The organism is Streptomyces sp. NBC_00009 (assembly GCF_045040855.1).
Lineage (GTDB): Bacteria > Actinomycetota > Actinomycetes > Streptomycetales > Streptomycetaceae > Streptomyces > Streptomyces aureus.
The window spans coordinates 4112238-4129516 of record NZ_CP108312.1; the positions used below are offsets into that span (position 1 = coordinate 4112238).

13 protein-coding genes and 4 tRNA genes are annotated in these 17279 nt (G+C 69.6%); 8 read left to right on the top strand and 9 right to left on the bottom strand.

What is annotated here, in order from left to right; all coding sequences use genetic code 11:
* Positions 1 to 8 precede the first annotated feature (8 nt).
* From OHA58_RS18615 to purM, 4 genes are all read left to right on the top strand, one after another.
* Positions 9 to 842, top strand: coding sequence for a sterol carrier family protein (locus tag OHA58_RS18615; protein ID WP_405480034.1), 834 nt, complete (start codon positions 9 to 11; stop codon positions 840 to 842).
* A 52-nt stretch (positions 843 to 894) separates the two neighbouring features.
* Positions 895 to 1686, top strand: a complete 792-nt coding sequence (locus tag OHA58_RS18620) for an META domain-containing protein (protein WP_405480035.1) — start codon at positions 895 to 897, stop codon at positions 1684 to 1686.
* A 373-nt stretch (positions 1687 to 2059) separates the two neighbouring features.
* Positions 2060 to 3586: an amidophosphoribosyltransferase gene (gene purF, locus OHA58_RS18625; protein WP_405480036.1), complete on the top strand. Its 1527-nt coding sequence runs from the start codon at positions 2060 to 2062 to the stop codon at positions 3584 to 3586.
* Positions 3587 to 3621: 35 nt separating this feature from the next.
* Complete coding sequence (gene purM / locus OHA58_RS18630) at positions 3622 to 4695, top strand: phosphoribosylformylglycinamidine cyclo-ligase (RefSeq protein WP_405480037.1); 1074 nt, start codon at positions 3622 to 3624, stop codon at positions 4693 to 4695.
* A gap of 126 nt (positions 4696 to 4821) precedes the next feature.
* Here the strand turns inward: purM and OHA58_RS18635 are convergent, their stop codons facing one another.
* Both OHA58_RS18635 and OHA58_RS18640 read right to left on the bottom strand, forming a co-directional pair.
* A complete protein-coding gene (locus OHA58_RS18635; protein WP_116512208.1) occupies positions 4822 to 5079 on the bottom strand; it encodes a DUF3073 domain-containing protein in 258 nt (85 codons plus the stop codon).
* Positions 5080 to 5368: 289 nt separating this feature from the next.
* A complete protein-coding gene (locus OHA58_RS18640) occupies positions 5369 to 6460 on the bottom strand; it encodes a Leu/Phe/Val dehydrogenase (RefSeq protein WP_405480039.1) in 1092 nt (363 codons plus the stop codon).
* Between the two features lie 220 nt (positions 6461 to 6680).
* Here OHA58_RS18640 and OHA58_RS18645 point away from each other — a divergent pair, with 220 nt between their 5' ends.
* Both OHA58_RS18645 and bldC read left to right on the top strand, forming a co-directional pair.
* A complete protein-coding gene (locus tag OHA58_RS18645) occupies positions 6681 to 7535 on the top strand; it encodes a hypothetical protein (RefSeq protein ID WP_405480041.1) in 855 nt (284 codons plus the stop codon).
* A gap of 468 nt (positions 7536 to 8003) precedes the next feature.
* The gene (bldC, locus tag OHA58_RS18650) at positions 8004 to 8210 is read left to right on the top strand and encodes a developmental transcriptional regulator BldC (protein WP_003949541.1); all 207 of its coding nucleotides are present in this window, start codon (positions 8004 to 8006) and stop codon (positions 8208 to 8210) included.
* 558 nt (positions 8211 to 8768) lie between these two features.
* On the opposite strand, the gene OHA58_RS18655 is transcribed toward bldC, so the two are convergent.
* From OHA58_RS18655 to hrpA, 3 genes are all read right to left on the bottom strand, one after another.
* The gene (locus OHA58_RS18655; protein ID WP_116512211.1) at positions 8769 to 8969 is read right to left on the bottom strand and encodes a DUF6274 family protein; all 201 of its coding nucleotides are present in this window, start codon (positions 8967 to 8969) and stop codon (positions 8769 to 8771) included.
* A 299-nt stretch (positions 8970 to 9268) separates the two neighbouring features.
* Positions 9269 to 9343, bottom strand: a tRNA-Asp gene (locus tag OHA58_RS18660).
* Between the two features lie 94 nt (positions 9344 to 9437).
* Positions 9438 to 13421: an ATP-dependent RNA helicase HrpA gene (hrpA, locus tag OHA58_RS18665; protein WP_405480042.1), complete on the bottom strand. Its 3984-nt coding sequence runs from the start codon at positions 13419 to 13421 to the stop codon at positions 9438 to 9440.
* Positions 13422 to 13542: 121 nt separating this feature from the next.
* On the opposite strand from hrpA, the gene OHA58_RS18670 reads away from it, so the two are divergent.
* Positions 13543 to 14625, top strand: coding sequence for an ABC transporter permease (locus tag OHA58_RS18670; RefSeq protein ID WP_405480043.1), 1083 nt, complete (start codon positions 13543 to 13545; stop codon positions 14623 to 14625).
* 161 nt (positions 14626 to 14786) lie between these two features.
* Here OHA58_RS18670 and OHA58_RS18675 read toward each other — a convergent pair.
* The 4 genes from OHA58_RS18675 to OHA58_RS18690 all read right to left on the bottom strand — a co-directional run bounded on the left by OHA58_RS18675 (position 14787) and on the right by OHA58_RS18690 (position 16716).
* Positions 14787 to 14860, bottom strand: a tRNA-Phe gene (locus tag OHA58_RS18675).
* A gap of 24 nt (positions 14861 to 14884) precedes the next feature.
* Positions 14885 to 14959 (bottom strand) — tRNA-Asp (locus tag OHA58_RS18680).
* Between the two features lie 37 nt (positions 14960 to 14996).
* A tRNA-Glu gene (locus OHA58_RS18685) sits at positions 14997 to 15069 on the bottom strand.
* 81 nt (positions 15070 to 15150) lie between these two features.
* A complete protein-coding gene (locus OHA58_RS18690) occupies positions 15151 to 16716 on the bottom strand; it encodes a metallophosphoesterase (RefSeq protein WP_405480045.1) in 1566 nt (521 codons plus the stop codon).
* Positions 16717 to 16797: 81 nt separating this feature from the next.
* Between OHA58_RS18690 and OHA58_RS18695 the strand changes: the two genes are divergently transcribed.
* The gene (locus OHA58_RS18695) at positions 16798 to 17148 is read left to right on the top strand and encodes a metallopeptidase family protein (protein WP_405480046.1); all 351 of its coding nucleotides are present in this window, start codon (positions 16798 to 16800) and stop codon (positions 17146 to 17148) included.
* Positions 17149 to 17279: the final 131 nt, after the last annotated feature.

Genomic DNA, 17279 nt, shown 5'->3' on the forward strand with positions numbered 1-17279 from the left:
CTCAGCCCATGTCACCGGCCAAGAAGCGTGCCCGCTCCTATGACTCCGCCAGGATCCGGACGGCGGTGCTCGCCCAGTTCGCCCTCGTACGGGAAGCGGTGGCGGGCCTCACGGAAGAGCAGCTGAGCGCGCCGACACGGCTCGGCGACTGGACCGTACGGGAGCTGGCCGCGCACTTCACGATGGCGGTCGGCGCCGTGGCCAGGGGCCTGGAGATGCCGGAGCCGCAGAAGCAAGAAGTCCCGCTCCTGGACTGGCCGTTCGGGACGGCGACCGAGTCCGCCGCCATCGCCGACGGCACCCGTGAACTCGCCGCGAGCGCCGGGCCCGCGGAGCTCTTCGCCCGCACCGCGGCCCGTATCGAGGAGGCACTGGCCAAGGCCCCCGACACCCGCCTCGTGCCCACCCTTCCCCAAGCTCTCGACTGCGCTCGAGCAGGGGAGACCCCAACCGGCGCCATGACCCTCGCCGACTTCCTCGTCACCCGTACCGTCGAACTCGTCGTCCACACCGACGACCTGAACGATGCGCTGCCCGGCCTCGACGTCCCGTACGACCGCCAGGCGCTCGCCGCCTGCACCCGGTTGCTCGCCGACGCCCTCGCCGTGAAGGCGCCCGGCGCGTCGACCGAGGTGCGGATCCCGCCGTTCGCCGTCGTCCAGTGCGTCGAGGGCCCCCGCCACACCCGCGGCACCCCGCCGAACGTCGTCGAGACGGACCCGCTCACCTGGATCCGCCTCGCCACCGGACGCGTCGGGTGGCGCGCAGCCCTGGACGACGCGAAGGTCAGCGCGAGCGGCGAACGGGCCGATCTCAGCAAGCTGCTGCCCCTCATGAGCTGACCCCGATGTCGGATCGGGGAACCGATCCGACCGCCCCGCCCGTCCAACCGCCATGCACAAGCAATCCCGGAACCTCACCGTCCTGGCCGCGCTCCTGCCCCTCGCGGCCGTCGCAGCGTGCGGATCACAGACCGTGTCCGTCGGGGGTACGCCCGTCACCGGGGTCCGCTGGAACGTCGAGAGCGTCACCGTCGACGGCGCCACGACACAGGCCCCCGGGAGCACCTACGTGGAGTTCCCCTCGGCGGACCGGGCGCGCGGCAACAACGGCTGCAACAGGTTCGACGCGGAGGCCGAGATCGACGGCGACACGATCCGTATCGGCAGGAGCACCGTGACGATGTCGATGTGCATGGACAAGAAGCAGCGGGACTTCGAGAAGACCTTCAGCCGCGCCATCGGCGGCAGCAACAAGGCCAGGACCGACGGTGACCACCTCACCCTCACCACCGACGACGGCGACACGATCGCTCTGGTCAAGGAACGTCCGGCTCCGCTGACCGGCACCGAGTGGACCGTCACGAGCCTGCTCTCCGGCGACGTGGCGACCTCGCTGCCGGACGACGCGGCGGGACGGGCCAAGCTGACGTTCGGCAAGGACGGCACCGCCACCGGAAACCTCGGCTGCAACCGCTTCCGTGCCAAGGCCGAGTTCCGCGACGGCCACCTCACGCTCGGCAGGCCCGTCACCACCCGCATGCTCTGCCAGGGCCCGCGCATGGACACCGAACGCGCCCTCCTGAAGCTCTTCGCCCAGAAGCTGTCGTACGAGGTCCAGGGCCGCACCCTCACGCTGACGGCCCCCGACGGAACCGGCGCCGCGGCGGGAGCCGGCCGCGGCTGACTGGACGGCACCCCCGGCCCCCGGCCCTCGGCCCCTGACTCCCTCATCCCCGGCCCCCCCGCCCCCGCACCTCCGCAGCGAATTCCGTCACACTCGCCCCCTCCGTCGCGCCCGGCGCCGCCCCCTCCGGCGCCCACCGCCCCGCACCCGCCGCCGGCGCCGTCCCCGAGCCCGCCCAGCAATGCCCGTAGCACACGAAGAACCAGGTCAGCATCATGATCGCGCCGAAGGACCGGGATGGGCGGAGGGGGGTGAGCGGAGGCCGGCGCACCCCCGGACAGAGGCTTCACGGGCGGGCGCCACCGGCTCGACCAGGCGCGGGATCACGTTCGCCAATTCGGACCAGTGGTCGATCTCGCCTACACTCGGAGGCGTGCCACGTGGTGACGGTCGACTCAATCATGATCTGCTCCCCGGCGAGAAAGGCCCCCAGGACGCATGCGGCGTCTTCGGTGTCTGGGCTCCCGGGGAAGAGGTCGCCAAGCTCACTTACTTCGGGCTCTATGCCCTCCAGCATCGAGGTCAGGAATCCGCGGGAATCGCGGTGAGCAACGGCTCCCAGATTCTCGTCTTCAAGGACATGGGCCTCGTGTCCCAGGTCTTCGACGAGACCTCTCTCAGTTCGCTCCAAGGTCATATCGCGGTCGGTCACGCCCGCTACTCGACCACTGGCGCCTCCGTGTGGGAGAACGCCCAGCCGACGTTCCGTGCCACCGCGCACGGCTCGATCGCGCTCGGCCACAACGGCAACCTGGTCAACACGGCGCAGCTCGCCGAGATGGTCGCGGCCCTCCCCAAGGAGAACGGCCGCAACACCCAGCTCGCGGCGACCAACGACACCGACCTCGTCACCGCGCTCCTCGCGGGCCAGGTCGACGACGACGGCAAGCCGCTGACCATTGAAGACGCCGCCGCCAAGATCCTTCCGGATGTTCAGGGCGCCTTCTCCCTCGTCTTCATGGACGAGCACACCCTCTACGCGGCCCGCGACCCGCAGGGCATCCGCCCGCTGGTCCTCGGCCGGCTCGAGCGCGGCTGGGTCGTCGCCTCCGAGTCCGCCGCCCTCGACATCTGTGGCGCCAGCTACGTGCGCGAGATCGAGCCGGGCGAGTTCGTCGCCATCGACGAGAACGGCCTGCGCACCTCCCGATTCGCAGAAGCGAAGCCCAAGGGCTGTGTCTTCGAGTACGTCTACCTGGCCCGCCCCGACACCGACATCGCCGGGCGGAACGTGTACCTCTCCCGCGTGGAGATGGGCCGCAAACTCGCCAAGGAAGCACCGGTCGAGGCCGACCTGGTCATAGCGACGCCGGAATCGGGCACCCCCGCCGCGATCGGTTACGCGGAGGCCTCCGGCATTCCGTTCGGCGCGGGACTGGTCAAGAACGCGTACGTCGGCCGGACCTTCATCCAGCCCTCGCAGACCATCCGGCAGCTCGGTATCCGGCTGAAGCTCAACCCGCTCAAGGAAGTCATCAAGGGCAAGCGTCTTGTCGTCGTCGACGACTCGATCGTGCGCGGCAACACCCAGCGCGCCCTGGTCCGCATGCTCCGCGAAGCGGGCGCGGCCGAGATCCACATCCGGATCTCCTCTCCCCCCGTGAAGTGGCCGTGCTTCTTCGGCATCGACTTCGCGACGCGCGCCGAGCTGATCGCCAACGGCATGTCGGTCGACGAGATCGGCAAGTCCCTGGGCGCCGATTCCCTCTCCTACATCTCCCTCGAAGGCATGATCGAGGCGACGACCATCGCCAAGCCGAACCTCTGCCGCGCCTGCTTCGACGGTGTGTACCCGATGGACCTCCCCGACCCCGAGCTGCTCGGCAAGCAGCTCCTGGAGACCGAGCTCGCGGCAGGACCGGCGAACACCGCCGCCGCCGACGCCCTCCGTCGCCCGTAAGACCCCCGTCGTAACGACACGAAAGTTCTCAAGCCATGTCTGAGACACCTGGTGCCAGCTATGCGTCTGCGGGCGTCGACATCGAAGCGGGCGACCGCGCCGTCGAACTGATGAAGGAGTGGGTGAAGAAGACGCAGCGCCCCGAGATCGCCGGCCTCGGCGGTCTCGGCGGATTCGCCGGCCTCTTCGACGCCTCCGCCTTCAAGCGTTACGAGCGTCCGCTGCTCGCCTCCGCCACGGACGGAGTCGGCACGAAGGTCGACATCGCCCGCCGCCTCGGCGTGTACGACACCATCGGTCACGACCTCGTCGCGATGGTCATGGACGACATCGTGGTGTGCGGCGCCGAGCCGCTGTTCATGACCGACTACATCTGCGTCGGCAAGGTGCACCCCGAGCGTGTCGCCGCCATCGTGAAGGGCATCGCCGAGGGCTGTGTCCTCGCCGGCTGCTCCCTCGTCGGCGGCGAGACCGCGGAGCACCCGGGCCTGCTCGGCCCGGACGACTTCGACGTCGCGGGCGCCGGCACCGGCGTCGTGGAGGCCGACCGGCTGCTCGGCCCGGATCGTATCCGTACGGGTGACACGGTGATCGCCATGGCGTCCTCCGGCCTTCACTCGAACGGGTACTCGCTGGTCCGCCACGTCCTCTTCGACCGCGCGAACCTGAAGCTCGACCAGCACATCGAGGAGCTCGGCCGCACGCTCGGCGAGGAGCTTCTGGAGCCCACCAAGATCTACTCGCTGGACTGCCTGGCGCTGACCCGCACCACGGACGTCCACGCGTACAGCCACATCACGGGCGGCGGTCTCGCGGCCAACCTGGCCCGGGTCATCCCGGACGGCCTGCACGCCACCGTGGACCGCTCCACGTGGGCGCCCGGCGCGATCTTCGACCTCGTCGGCAAGGCCGGCGCCGTGGAGCGCCTGGAGCTCGAGAAGACGCTGAACATGGGCGTCGGCATGATGGCGATCGTCCCCCAGGACGCGGTGGACTCCGCGCTCGCGACGCTCGCCGACCGCGGCGTGGACTCGTGGGTCGCGGGTGAGATCACCGAGCGCGGCGAGCACACCACGGGCGCGGCGCTCACGGGTGACTACAGCAAGTAAGGCCCGCAGGGCAGCACAAAACCCGGTCCGGCGGTGTGACCACCCCGGACCGGGTGAAGTGCAGTTGCTACGAAAACGAGAACTGCGAAGAACTACTGCTGGACTGCAGACTGCAGGACTGCGAGGTCAAGCGCCGCGGCGCTGCGACGAGGGACCGGACTCGTCCGAGTCCTCGTCATCCTCGTCGTCGTTATACAGATCCGCGTACTGGGCGTACGGGTCGTCTTCCTCGTCGTCGTCCTCGAACGGCTCGCCATTCGGCGGCTGATTCGAGGTCGAAGCGCCCAGCTCATTGGCCAGACGCGAGAGGTCAGTCCCGCCGCTGCTGTACTTCAGCTGGCGGGCGACCTTCGTCTGCTTGGCCTTTGCCCGGCCGCGCCCCATGGCTCGACCCCCTCGGTGACGGGGCTCGACGGCCCCAGAGTCTTGACACGCGTTCATGATCTCGAACGGGCTCTCCGCAGAGAGACCCGTCCTTAGGGCTTCCACGGTACCTGCTCCCGCGGCCATACGGTACGTCGCCCGCAGGACGCGCCTGGGCGCAGGACCAGCAAGGTGCCCTGTCCTCGCTGGTCAGCTGCGATTTTAACCTCTTCTTGGCGAGCGACCCGCCGATGGGCGTGAGTCTTGTCTCCCGCATCCGTCCACGGGCCGCTCCCGGGCACCCCGAACGTCAGCGGCGGCGGGCCTCCGCCATGCGCTGCTCGGCGATCCGGTCGGCCGCCGCGGCCGGCGGAATCCCGTCCGTCTTCGCACGCGCGAATATGGCCAGCGTCGTGTCGAAGATCTTCGACGCCTTGGCCTTGCACCGGTCGAAGTCGAAGCCGTGCAGCTCGTCGGCGACCTGGATCACTCCGCCGGCGTTCACGACGTAGTCGGGCGCGTAGAGGATCCCGCGGTCGGCGAGGTCCTTCTCCACGCCCGGGTGGGCGAGCTGGTTGTTGGCCGCGCCGCAGACGATCTTCGCCGTGAGGACCGGGACGGAGGCGTCGTTGAGCGCGCCGCCCAGAGCGCACGGGGCGTAGATGTCGAGGCCCTCGGTGCTGATGAGCGCCTCGGTGTCCGCCACTGCCTGCACGGACGGGTGCTTGTCCTGAATCCGCCGTACGGACTCCTCGCGCACATCCGTGATCACGACCTCGGCGCCGTCCGTGAGGAGGTGCTCCACGAGGTGGTGGCCGACCTTGCCGACGCCCGCGATGCCGACCTTGCGGCCGCGCAGCGTCGGGTCGCCCCACAGGTGCTGGGCGGAGGCCCGCATGCCCTGGAAGACACCGAAGGCGGTGAGCACGGACGAGTCGCCGGCGCCGCCGTTCTCCGGGGAGCGTCCGGTCGTCCAGCGGCACTCGCGCGCGACGACGTCCATGTCGGCGACGTAGGTGCCGACGTCGCACGCCGTCACGTAGCGCCCGCCGAGCGAGGCGACGAAGCGGCCGTAGGCGAGCAGCAGTTCCTCGCTCTTGATCGTCTCGGGGTCACCGATGATCACGGCCTTGCCGCCGCCGTGGTCGAGGCCGGCCATGGCGTTCTTGTACGACATCCCGCGCGAGAGGTTCAGGGCGTCGGCGACGGCCTCCGCCTCGTTCGCGTACGGGTAGAAGCGGGTGCCGCCGAGGGCGGGGCCCAGGGCGGTGTTGTGGATGGCGATGACGGCCTTGAGGCCACTGGCGCGGTCCTGGCAGAGCACGACTTGCTCATGGCCGCCCTGTTCCGAGTGGAACAGGGTGTGCAGAACATCGGCAGGGGCGCCGGTTACGTCGGTCACTGTGGTGACTCCCGGGTAAGTAGCGGCGGTTGGAGACGGTGCCCGTACGGGTGGCGGGTCCCGTTGGGCAAGAGACTAGAGCCTGCGCCGAGCCGCCAGATGCGCAGTGCCGAGGATCACCCTCTCCTGGAGTACGCGCGTGTCCGGCCAGGTGCGTTCACCTTCGGCCATGGGACGATTTGCAGTGTTTTCCAGGCGCAGTCCGGGGGAGGGAGCAGCCGTGCCCAAGGTGTCTTCGGTGACCGTGCCCTACGCGTCGTACCTACGCGTGTACGAACCCCTCGCGGCGTTCCCCGAGCCCGAGCGGAGCCACTGGGAGCGCTACGCGCAGCGCCGCGAACTCCCCTCCTACCAGGACGAACTGCGCCGCTCGCTGGCCGACTTGCTGCCGACGCCGCCGGTGCCCGTGCCGGTGCACGAGAGCGACGACGCGTTCGTCATGGAGACGGACGGCGTGGTGTGCGTGTGTCCGTGGCGCACGCGGCTGCGCGGCTGGCAGGCGCTGGACGAGCTGCCGGGCCGCCTGCCGACACCGGTGCTGGACGCGGTGCTCCCGCCGGTGGTGCGCCGGCAGTCCGCCGCGGACTACGAGCGCTGGCTCGCCCGCAACCCCGACGCCCGCCCCTGGATCCGCACGTCCACCTGGCAGATCCCGCTGAACTGGTTCGTGCTCGTCTCGGACGAGGAGCGCGAGTACGGCCAGGGGGCCGAGGACCGCGCGGACGGCGAGGCGCCGGTGCTGCGCTACCGGACGCCGATGGTGCAGGCGCGGCGCCGGGTCGCGCGGGGCCTGCGCACGCTGCGGGACGCGATGGACGAGGGGCCGCTGATCGACGGCCTGGTGGATGTGGGGCGCTGGCTCGAAGAGTTCCATCCGCGTTCATTCGTCGAACTCGACTACGGCGGCCTGGTGCACGCTTTGTCCGCGGAGGATCTGGACAGTGATCATTCCGCTGCGGACGTGGCGGAGGGGATCGAGGCGCTGCGGCGCGGTGACGGTGACGGGGCCGAGGCGGCGTACGCGCGGCTAATGGAACGTTGGCGTGCCGTGCGGGACCGGCAGTTCGCGAACTGACCGTACGGGTGTGCGGGGACGTAGGTCCCGATCCGGGCTTTTGCCTCAAGCGTGACGGACCGCACTTACTGCGCCCTTGCGCCCATCACCCCTCCTCGTGCCAAAATAGGACAAGGAGTCCGGGGAGGGCTCCATCCGGCTGCTTTCGTCCGCGTTCAGCCGGAATCTCAGCATTGCACGCTATGGGGGGTCTCGTGACTCCTGGCGCCACTGTGACTGATCGTCACAGTGGCGTGACTGTCCGCTATGGCATGGTCCATCGGCTTCCGTCGCTGATGAACACCTGGGAGGGCAATTCCATCGGTTTGGCCGACGCGGCTGGACGGATGGTGTAGTTGTAGTGCCGAGGACAAGCCGTTCGTCCTATAACCGACTCGACCCGCGTCCGCCATTTCGGGCAACGTGGGTCAAGGTGCAGAATTTAGAGGAATGAACCGAGAAGGTTCGGTTCTCCCGAGGAGGCCGCTCATGACCGCTCGCACCCCTGATGCCGAGCCGCTGCTGACCCCGGCTGAGGTCGCCACGATGTTCCGCGTCGACCCGAAGACGGTGACGCGCTGGGCAAAGGCTGGCAAGCTCACGTCGATTCGCACGCTCGGCGGGCACCGCCGCTACCGCGAGGCAGAGGTCCGCGCACTGCTCGCGGGCATTCCGCAGCAGCGCAGCGAGGCCTGAACAACTGAATAAACCGGGCGTTCCGGGCCCCCCAGCCCTTTTCGCGCCCAACCTATAGCTCCATACGACGCGGGTCCTGCCCCAACAGGCCCACGCCTGCTCATGCTTCAAGGGTGCGTCGTCGATCGCGCTGGACTCCGCCGGGTCCAGCGCGATTTTTTTATGCGCGGATCCGTGTGGGTGGGGCGGTCCGCCCCGTCCGGTGCGTGGCTTTGTGGGCGGCCCTGTGGGTCCCTGATCGAGTGCCGGCGGCGTCCTGCCGGGGGGTGCGGGCGGGTGCTCGGCGGGTCGTCGAGGAGTCCGTCCGGAGGGGTCCCGGGGTGGATCTTCGGGAGTGCCCGGGAGGGCCCTGGGGGTAGTGCAATTGCACATATTAAATTGAGGTGTTGTAGGGCGGGTGTAAGAAACGCTGTTTCCAAAACTGGTCCCGTGACACCCGTCACACGCTCGGACACTTGTTGCTGGCGCGGCCCTTGGGTTAGAGGGGATTCGCGTCGCGGTGTCCGCCGTGCTCCCCCCAGGCTCCCACCAGTTGGGGCCGCCGTCCGGCGCCTTTGGTCAGGCGGTGGGGGGACTTTCGTCCTCCGGGGCCCCGTAGTCCTTCTCGGGGCCTCCTGCGGGCTCTCTGCCGGGCTCCAGGGCGAGGCGCAGGAGTTGGTGGCAGACGGGACAGTGCCGGGTCAGATGGCGGTAGCCGGAGGCGGCGGAGAGGTGGGCGCGCAGCAGGGCGCGCGTCTCGTGCCGGGCGGATGCCGCCATGCGCCACCTCCGGGTCGGGAATCCCTTGCTGCCTGAGTACCGGGGGAGCGGGATGCCGTCAAGACGGCGGGGAGCGGGAGCGGGAGCGGGGAGGCGCGGGGCGGGGCGGGGCCATACGCATGTGCGCGCACGCGACTGAGGCCCGCACCCCCTGCGGGGGTACGGGCCTCAGTTCTACGTGCAGTCCTGACGGGATTTGCTGTGTCTGATCGCGGCTGCGCCGCGGGCGCGGCCTGCGGGTTGCGCGCACACGACTGAGGCCCGCACCCCCTGCGGGGTACGGGCCTCAGTCTTACGTGCGGTCCTGACGGGATTTGAACCCGCGGCCTCCACCTTGACAGGGTGGCGAGCACTCCAAACTGCTCCACAGGACCTTGCTCGCGGCACTTGGTGTTGCTCTGTGCTGCGAGATGAGACTGTACAGCAGCGCAGGCCCGGCGGTCGAACTCACTTAACGTGCCGGGTCCGTTACGGCGCTGCCGCGTCGATCGCCTTCACGATCCGCTTGTCCGAGACCGGGTACGCGGTGCCGAGCGCGTGGGCGAAGTAGCTGACCCGCAGCTCCTCCAGCATCCAGCGGATGTCCAGGACTTCCTGCGGCACGGGCCGCCCCTGCGGCATCTGTTCGAGCAGCCACGCGTACTCGTCCTGCATCTCGTGGACCTTCTCCATGCGCGACGTGTCCCGCTGGACGTTCGTCGGCATCTGGGTCAGGCGCCGGTCGGCGGCGACCAGGTAGCGCACCAGGTCAGGCAGGCGCCGCAGGCCCGTGTCCGTGACGAAGCCGGGGCGGATCAGGGCGGTCAACTGCGCCCGTACGTCCGTGAGGTTGGCGAGCAGCGTCGGGCTCTTCGTCGACTTCAGGCGGCGCTCGCAGGCCTGCCAGGCGGCGAGCACCTGCTGTACCTGGCCCACCGTCCGTACGGTCGTGTCGACGATCTCGGCGCGCACCTTGTCGTAGAGCTTGCGGTACGACTCCTCGTCCCAGGCGGGGCCGCCGAAGTCCGCGATGAGCCTGTCGCAGGAGGCCATGGCGCAGTCGTCGAAGAGCGCCTGGACCGAGCCGTGCGGGTTCGCGGACAGGGCGAGCTTCTGGGGGTTGGTCAGCTTGTCCGAGGCGAACTTGCCGGGGTTGACCGGGATGTTGCGCAGGATCAGCCGGCGCGTGCCCTTCCACATCGCCTGCTGCTGCTCGGCCTCCGTGTCGAAGAGCCGGACCGAGACCGTGTCCCCGTCGTCGACCAGCGCCGGATACGCCTTGACGGGCTGGCCGGCGCGCCGGGTCTCGAAGACGCGGCTCAGCGTGCCGATCGTCCAGTCCGTGAGGCCCGAGCGCTCCACGGACTCGCCGCCCGAGCGCTCGGCCGTGGCCGCTGCCGCCTGCGAGATCGCCTTGCGGGCCTTCGGCTTGAGGCGCAGCTTGAGCGCCTCCAGGTCCTTGTCCTCGGCGAGGGTCCTGCGCCGCTCGTCGACGATCCTGAACGTGATCTTCAGGTGGTCGGGTACGCGGGACAGGTCGAAGTCGTCGGGGGTGACGGGGACGCCGACCATGCGCTGGAGCTCGCGGGCGAGCGTGGTGGGCAGCGGTTCCTGCAGGGGCACGGCCCGCTCCAGGAACGCCTTCGCGTAGTTCGGTGCCGGGACGTAGTGCCGGCGGACCGGCTTGGGCAGGGAGCGGATCAGCTCGATCACGACCTCCTCGCGCAGGCCGGGGATCTGCCAGTCGAAGCCCTCGTCGGTGACCTGGTTGAGGACCTGGAGCGGGACGTGGACGGTCACGCCGTCCGCGTCCGCACCCGGCTCGAACTGGTACGTCACCCGGAACTTCAGCGGGCCCTGGCGCCACGAGTCCGGGTAGTCGTCCTTGGTGATGGCCTCCGCGGACTCGCGGATGAGCATCGAGCGCTCGAAGTCCAGGAGTTCGGGCTCGTCCCGCTTCTTGTGCTTCCACCAGCTGTCGAAGTGGGCGCCCGAGACGACATGCTCCGGGACCCGCTGGTCGTAGAAGTCGAAGAGCGTCTCGTCGTCGACGACGATGTCGCGGCGGCGGGCGCGGTGCTCCAGCTCCTCGACCTCGGTGAGCAGCTTGCGGTTGTCCGAGAAGAACTTGTGGTGGGTGCGCCAGTCGCCCTCGACGAGCGCGTTCCTGATGAACAGCTCGCGGCTCACCTCGGGGTCGATGCGCCCGTAGTTCACCTTGCGCTGGGCGACGAGCGGGACGCCGTACAGCGTGACCTTCTCGTACGCCATCACGGCCGCCTGGTCCTTCTCCCAGTGCGGCTCGCTGTACGTGCGCTTCAGGAGGTGCTCGGCGAGGGGCTCGACCCACTCCGGCTCGATCCTCGCGTTGACGCGGGCCCACAGGCGCGACGTCTCGACGAGCTCGGCGGACATGATGAAGCGCGGGGGCTTCTTGAAGAGGGCGGAGCCGGGGAAGACGGCGAACTTGGCGCCCCGCGCGCCCAGGTACTCGTTCCGTCCGCCGCGCTGCTTGGGGTCCTTGTCCGTGGACTCCTTCACGTCCTTCATCCCGATGTGGGACAGCAGGCCGGCGAGCAGCGAGATGTGGACCTGGTGCTCCGGGGCGTCATCTTCGTTCAGATGGATCCCCATCTGCTTGGCGACCGTGCGCAGCTGCGTATAGATGTCCTGCCACTCGCGGATGCGCAGGAAGTTCAGGTACTCCGACTTGCACATGCGGCGGAACGCGGACGAGCCGAGCGTCTTCTGCTGCTCGCGCACATAGCGCCAGAGGTTGAGGAACGCCAGGAAGTCGGACGTCTCGTCCTTGAAGCGGGCGTGCTGCTGGTCAGCCTGCGCCTGCTTCTCGCTGGGGCGCTCGCGCGGGTCCTGGATGGACAGCGCGGCCGCGATCACCATGACCTCGCGCACACACCCGTTCTTGTCGGCCTCCAGGACCATCCGGGCCAGGCGCGGGTCCACCGGCAGCTGGGCGAGCTTGCGGCCCTGCTCGGTGAGGCGCTTACGGACGTCCTTCTCCGCCGGGTTCAGCGCGCCGAGCTCCTGGAGGAGCTGCACGCCGTCGCGGATGTTGCGGTGGTCCGGCGGGTCGATGAAGGGGAACTTCTCGATGTCGCCGAGCCCGGCCGCGGTCATCTGGAGGATGACGGAGGCGAGATTCGTCCGCAGGATCTCTGCATCCGTGAACTCGGGGCGGGCGAGGAAGTCGTCCTCCGAGTAGAGACGGATGCAGATGCCGTCCGACGTACGGCCGCAGCGGCCCTTGCGCTGGTTGGCGCTGGCCTGGCTGATCGCCTCGATGGGCAGGCGCTGCACCTTCGTGCGGTGCGAGTACCGCGAGATGCGGGCGGTGCCCGGGTCGATCACGTACTTGATGCCGGGGACGGTCAGGGACGTCTCCGCGACGTTCGTCGCGAGGACGACGCGGCGGACCGAGCCGGAGGGGCGCTGGAAGACGCGGTGCTGCTCCGCGTGCGACAGGCGCGCGTAGAGCGGCAGGACCTCGGTGAACCGGAACTTCTTCTTCTCCAGCGCGTCCGCCGTGTCGCGGATCTCGCGCTCCCCGGAAAGGAAGACGAGGATGTCGCCCTTGCCCTCGCCCTGGAGCTCCCCGACGGCGTCCGTGATCGCGGTGATCTGGTCCCGGTCGGCCTCGTCGGATTCCTCTTCGAGCAGGGGTCTGTAGCGCACCTCGACGGGATACGTACGGCCGCTGACCTCGACGATCGGGGCGTCCCCGAAGTGGCGCGAGAAGCGCTCGGGGTCGATCGTCGCGGAGGTGATGACGACCTTCAGGTCCGGGCGCTTGGGCAGCAGCTGCGCCAGATAACCGAGCAGGAAGTCGATGTTCAGGGACCGCTCGTGGGCCTCGTCGATGATGATCGTGTCGTACGCGCGCAGCTCGCGGTCCGTCTGGATCTCGGCCAGCAGGATGCCGTCCGTCATCAGCTTCACGAACGTCGCGTCCGGGTTGACCTGGTCCGTGAAGCGGACCTTCCAGCCGACGGCCTCGCCGAGCGGGGTGTCCATCTCGTCCGCGATCCGCTCGGCGACCGTGCGGGCCGCGAGCCGGCGGGGCTGGGTGTGGCCGATCATGCCGCGCACGCCGCGGCCGAGCTCGAGACAGATCTTGGGGATCTGGGTCGTCTTTCCGGAGCCGGTCTCGCCCGCGACGATCACGACCTGGTGGTCGCGGATCGCGTCGGCGATCTCGCCCTTCTTCTGGCTGACGGGAAGCTGCTCGGGATACGTGATCTCGAGCGCCTCGTACCGGCCGCGGCGCTGCGCCGTCCGGGCCTCGGCCTTCTCGGCCTCCGCCTCGATCTCGGCGAGTACGGCGGCCCGGGCTTCGGGCTTGCGGATGCGGCGCGCGCCTTCGAGCCTGCGGCCGAGCCGGTGCGCATCGCGCAGGGACAGCTCGGACAGGCGCTGGGCGAGGGTGCCGAGGACGGGGGCAGGCTGCGTAGACATACGTCCTCCAGGATCTCACCTCGGAGAAACGGGTGGCGAATGGTTTTGAGGTGGGCCGGTTTCGGCGGAGATCTGGGCGATTGGGGCTGAAGGTCCGTTATGCGTGTTTTAACGTGTCCGTATGCCGGAGCCGAGCGACGACGATCATGAGCACGGCGCCCACGGGCGGGTGCCCACGCGCGGGGAGCGCTGGGAGGACTTCAAGAAGTCGCCGTTCCTGCCCGCGACCGTCCTCGTGTTCATCATCGCGGCCGCCGCGGGCCTCTTCGCGGGCTCGTACACGTACACGATGGCGAACCCGACGCCGCACCGGATTCCCACGGCGGTGGTGGGTGCGGCGAACGCGACGCACGGCGGGGCGTTCCTGGCCGGGATGGAGAAGGCGCTGAACGCGTCCCTCGAAGTGCATCCCTACGACAGCGTCGCGGCGGCCGTCGAGGGCGTGAACCAGCAGAAGGTCTTCGCGATCCTCGACGTGCGGCAGGGTGACCGCGTCGCGCTCGAGGTCTCGGGCGCCTCCGGTGCCTCGGTCGCGCAGGTCCTCGCCGAGACCGCCCCGCAGGTCGGGGCCGGGCTCGGGGTCCCGGTCACCGTGACCGACATCAAGCCGCTCCAGAAGGGCGACCCGCGCGGCCTCGCGATCTTCTACATCTCGCTGGCCGCGGTCATCATCGGCTTCGTCGGCGCGATCCAGCTGAGCGTGCAAGCGCGCGACCTCAATCCGCTGGAGCGCATCGCGTACACCGTGGTGTACGCGATGCTCGGGGGCTTCGTGATCGCGGCGGTCGTGGACTGGTGGCTGGGCGCGCTCGATCTGCCGTTCGCCGAGTCCTGGGCCATCCTCGCGCTGACGATGTTCACGTCGGGGATGGTCTTCACGATGTTCAACACGCTGGTCGGGCGTTGGGCGATGATCCCGACGTGGGGGCTGATGGTGCTCCTGGGCAACCCGTCGTCGGGCGGCGCGGTGTCGTGGCCGCTGCTGCCGTCGGTGCTCGGCCGCATCGGGCGGTGGCTGCCGCCGGGCGGCTCCGTGAACGCACAGCACACGGCCGTGTACTTCGGTGGGTATCAGCACGTGTTCCCGTTCCTGGTCCTCACGGCATGGGCCCTGCTGTCGACCACGATCTTCTGGGTCTGGCGCCACCGCCATCCGGGTGGCCGCACCACGGAACCGGCCCACGCGGTGGCGCCGGGGGCGTGACCCTGTCGGGTGACTGCACCCGGATACGAGGAAAGCCCCGTCGGAGACAGGGCTTTCGGGAAGTGGCCGGGGCGCGGCCTTCGGGCGGCGGGAGACGGCTCGGGCCGTGGTCCGCTGGGGAAACGCAACAGGCCCCGTCCGGGGACGGGGCCTGAATCTTGTGGCTGGGGCCGGGATCGAACCGGCGACCTATCGCTTTTCAGGCGATCGCTCGTACCAACTGAGCTACCCAGCCACGCGGTTCGCGAACGAATCGCAGCGGTCCTGACGGGATTTGAACCCGCGGCCTCCACCTTGACAGGGTGGCGAGCACTCCAAACTGCTCCACAGGACCAAGCTGTTGTGCGACAAGTGTCGCACAGGGTGTTGCGTGCCCCCAACGGGATTCGAACCCGTGCTACCGCCTTGAAAGGGCGGCGTCCTGGGCCACTAGACGATGAGGGCTAATTGGCCCGCCTGGGCGCTTCGCAGCGCGTCGGGGACGTGAGAAGCATATGGGATGCGGGGAGGGATCGCCAAAACGGTTTAGGGAGAGGGCGCGGACGAGCCCGTGGGCGGCGTCGGCGAGGGGGTCGCGCCCGGCTGGTTCTCCTTGGGCAGATGGCGGCTGACCTGTGCCGTCGTCAGGCCTAGGCCGCCCAGTTCGATCTCGTCCCAGGCCTGCAGGCGGCGCGTGTCGCGGTCCAGATAGAGGACCGACGCCTGCACCGGGTCGGGCGAGCTGTCGTCGACCGCGCGCAGGCCGCTGCCGCCGGTCGAGCCCTCGATGCGCAGCCGCGTGCCCAGCTTCATCACCTCGGTCTGCTCGTGATGGATATGGCCCGCGAGGACCAGCGGGACCGTGCCGTCGGTCTCGCGGGCGGCCACCGGGTTGTGGGCGATCGCGATGTCCACCGGCGTGCCCGCCGCCCGCTGGTCGCGCAGCGCGGAGGCGAGCCGGATGCCCGCCATGCGCTCGGCCGGGTCGCCCTGCGCCTTGACCGCCCGGTCCGGCGTGTACTGGGGGTCCCCGGTGCCGGCGAAGCGCAGCCCGGCGACGGTGACCGCCTTGCCGTTGTCGAGTACGCGGACGTTCTTGATGTGTTCGAGGTAGCGCTGGGTGGTCGCCGAGTCGTGGTTGCCGCGGACCCAGATGTACGGGGCGCCGAGGTCCTTGATCGGGTCGAGGAACGGGTTCTCGGCCGCCGAGCCGTGGTCCATCGTGTCGCCGGAGTCGACGATGACCGAGATGTCGTACTGCTCGACGAGCGAGGAGATGATCTTCCAGCTGGCCGGGTTCAGATGGATGTCCGAGACGTGCAGGACGCGGATCGTGGACGGGTCCGGCCGGTACGCGGGGAGCGTCGACGTCACGTCGTAGAGCTTCGTCACATTGGTCACCAGGCGTGCCAACTCCTTTTGGTAGACGTCGAATTCGGTGACTATCGAGCGTGCGCTGCCGACGACCGAGGGGGCCGAGGAGAGCAGGCCGGAGAACTTCGGCTCCAGGACCGACTTGGGATTCCAGGTCGCGTACGCCGCCCCGCCCGAGGCCGCCAGGAGGGCGAGCGCGAGGCCGCCGGCGCCCAGGGCGCGGCTGGGGCGGCGGTAGACCGCGAGGCCGAGCGCGGTGGCGCCGGAGACGACGGCGACGCAGGAGCGCAGGGCGAGGTCGAGGGTGCCGTGCTCGATGTCGCGCGTGACCTCGTCCTGGAGGCCCGAGAGGCGCTCGGGGTGGTTGACCAGGGCCTCGGAGCGGACCGGGTCGAGGCGGTCGACATCCACGTCGAGGCGGATGGGGGCCGTGTGCGACTTCAGCTCCAGGGAGCCGAGCGGCGAGACGTTGATCTTCGTGCCACCGGTCAGGGACGGGCGCAGCGTCATCCGGGTGTCCATCGGGCCGACCGGGACGCGGACGTTCCCCACGACGAGCAGGCCGAGCCACGCGCCCATGAGGACGACGGCGGCGAGGCCCAGGGCGCGGAGGTACGGGCGGGGCTGGAGGGTGAGATCGCCGGTGGGGCGGGGGCGGCGGGCGCGATGGCGGCGGCCGACCGCGGAGGGGATGTTCCGCAGGGCGGACAGGGCGGCGACAGCGGGGACGCGGGCCATTGGTCCCGTATGCCCATGCGGATGGTCCCGTATGCCCGGACGGACAGGCCGATCTGCGGGCGGGTGGCCGACAATGGCCGTGTGCTGGAGATGACGCGCGAGGAGTTCGAGGAACTGGTCGCCGAAGCCCTGGACCGGATTCCGCCGGAGCTGACGCGGCTCATGGACAACGTGGCGGTGTTCGTCGAGGACGAGCCCCCCGCCGAGAACCCTGAGCTGCTCGGCCTCTACGAAGGGACGCCGCTGACCGACAGGGGCGAGTGGTACGCGGGCGTGCTGCCCGACCGCATCACCATCTACCGGGGACCCACGCTGCGGATGTGCGAGTCCCGCGAGGAGGTCGTCGCGGAGACGGAGATCACCGTGGTCCACGAGATCGCCCACCACTTCGGGATCGACGACGCGCGGCTGCACGCCCTCGGATACGGGTGACGGCCGGGCCGTGAGCGGGCGTGTCCTCTTGCGGGGGGCGGGAGTTGGGAACGGTGACGTCGATTTTCCGGCGGTTCCCGTTCCCGTTTCAGCTTCAGCCCCAGCTTTTCAGCGCCCCGGAGGTGCTCGCC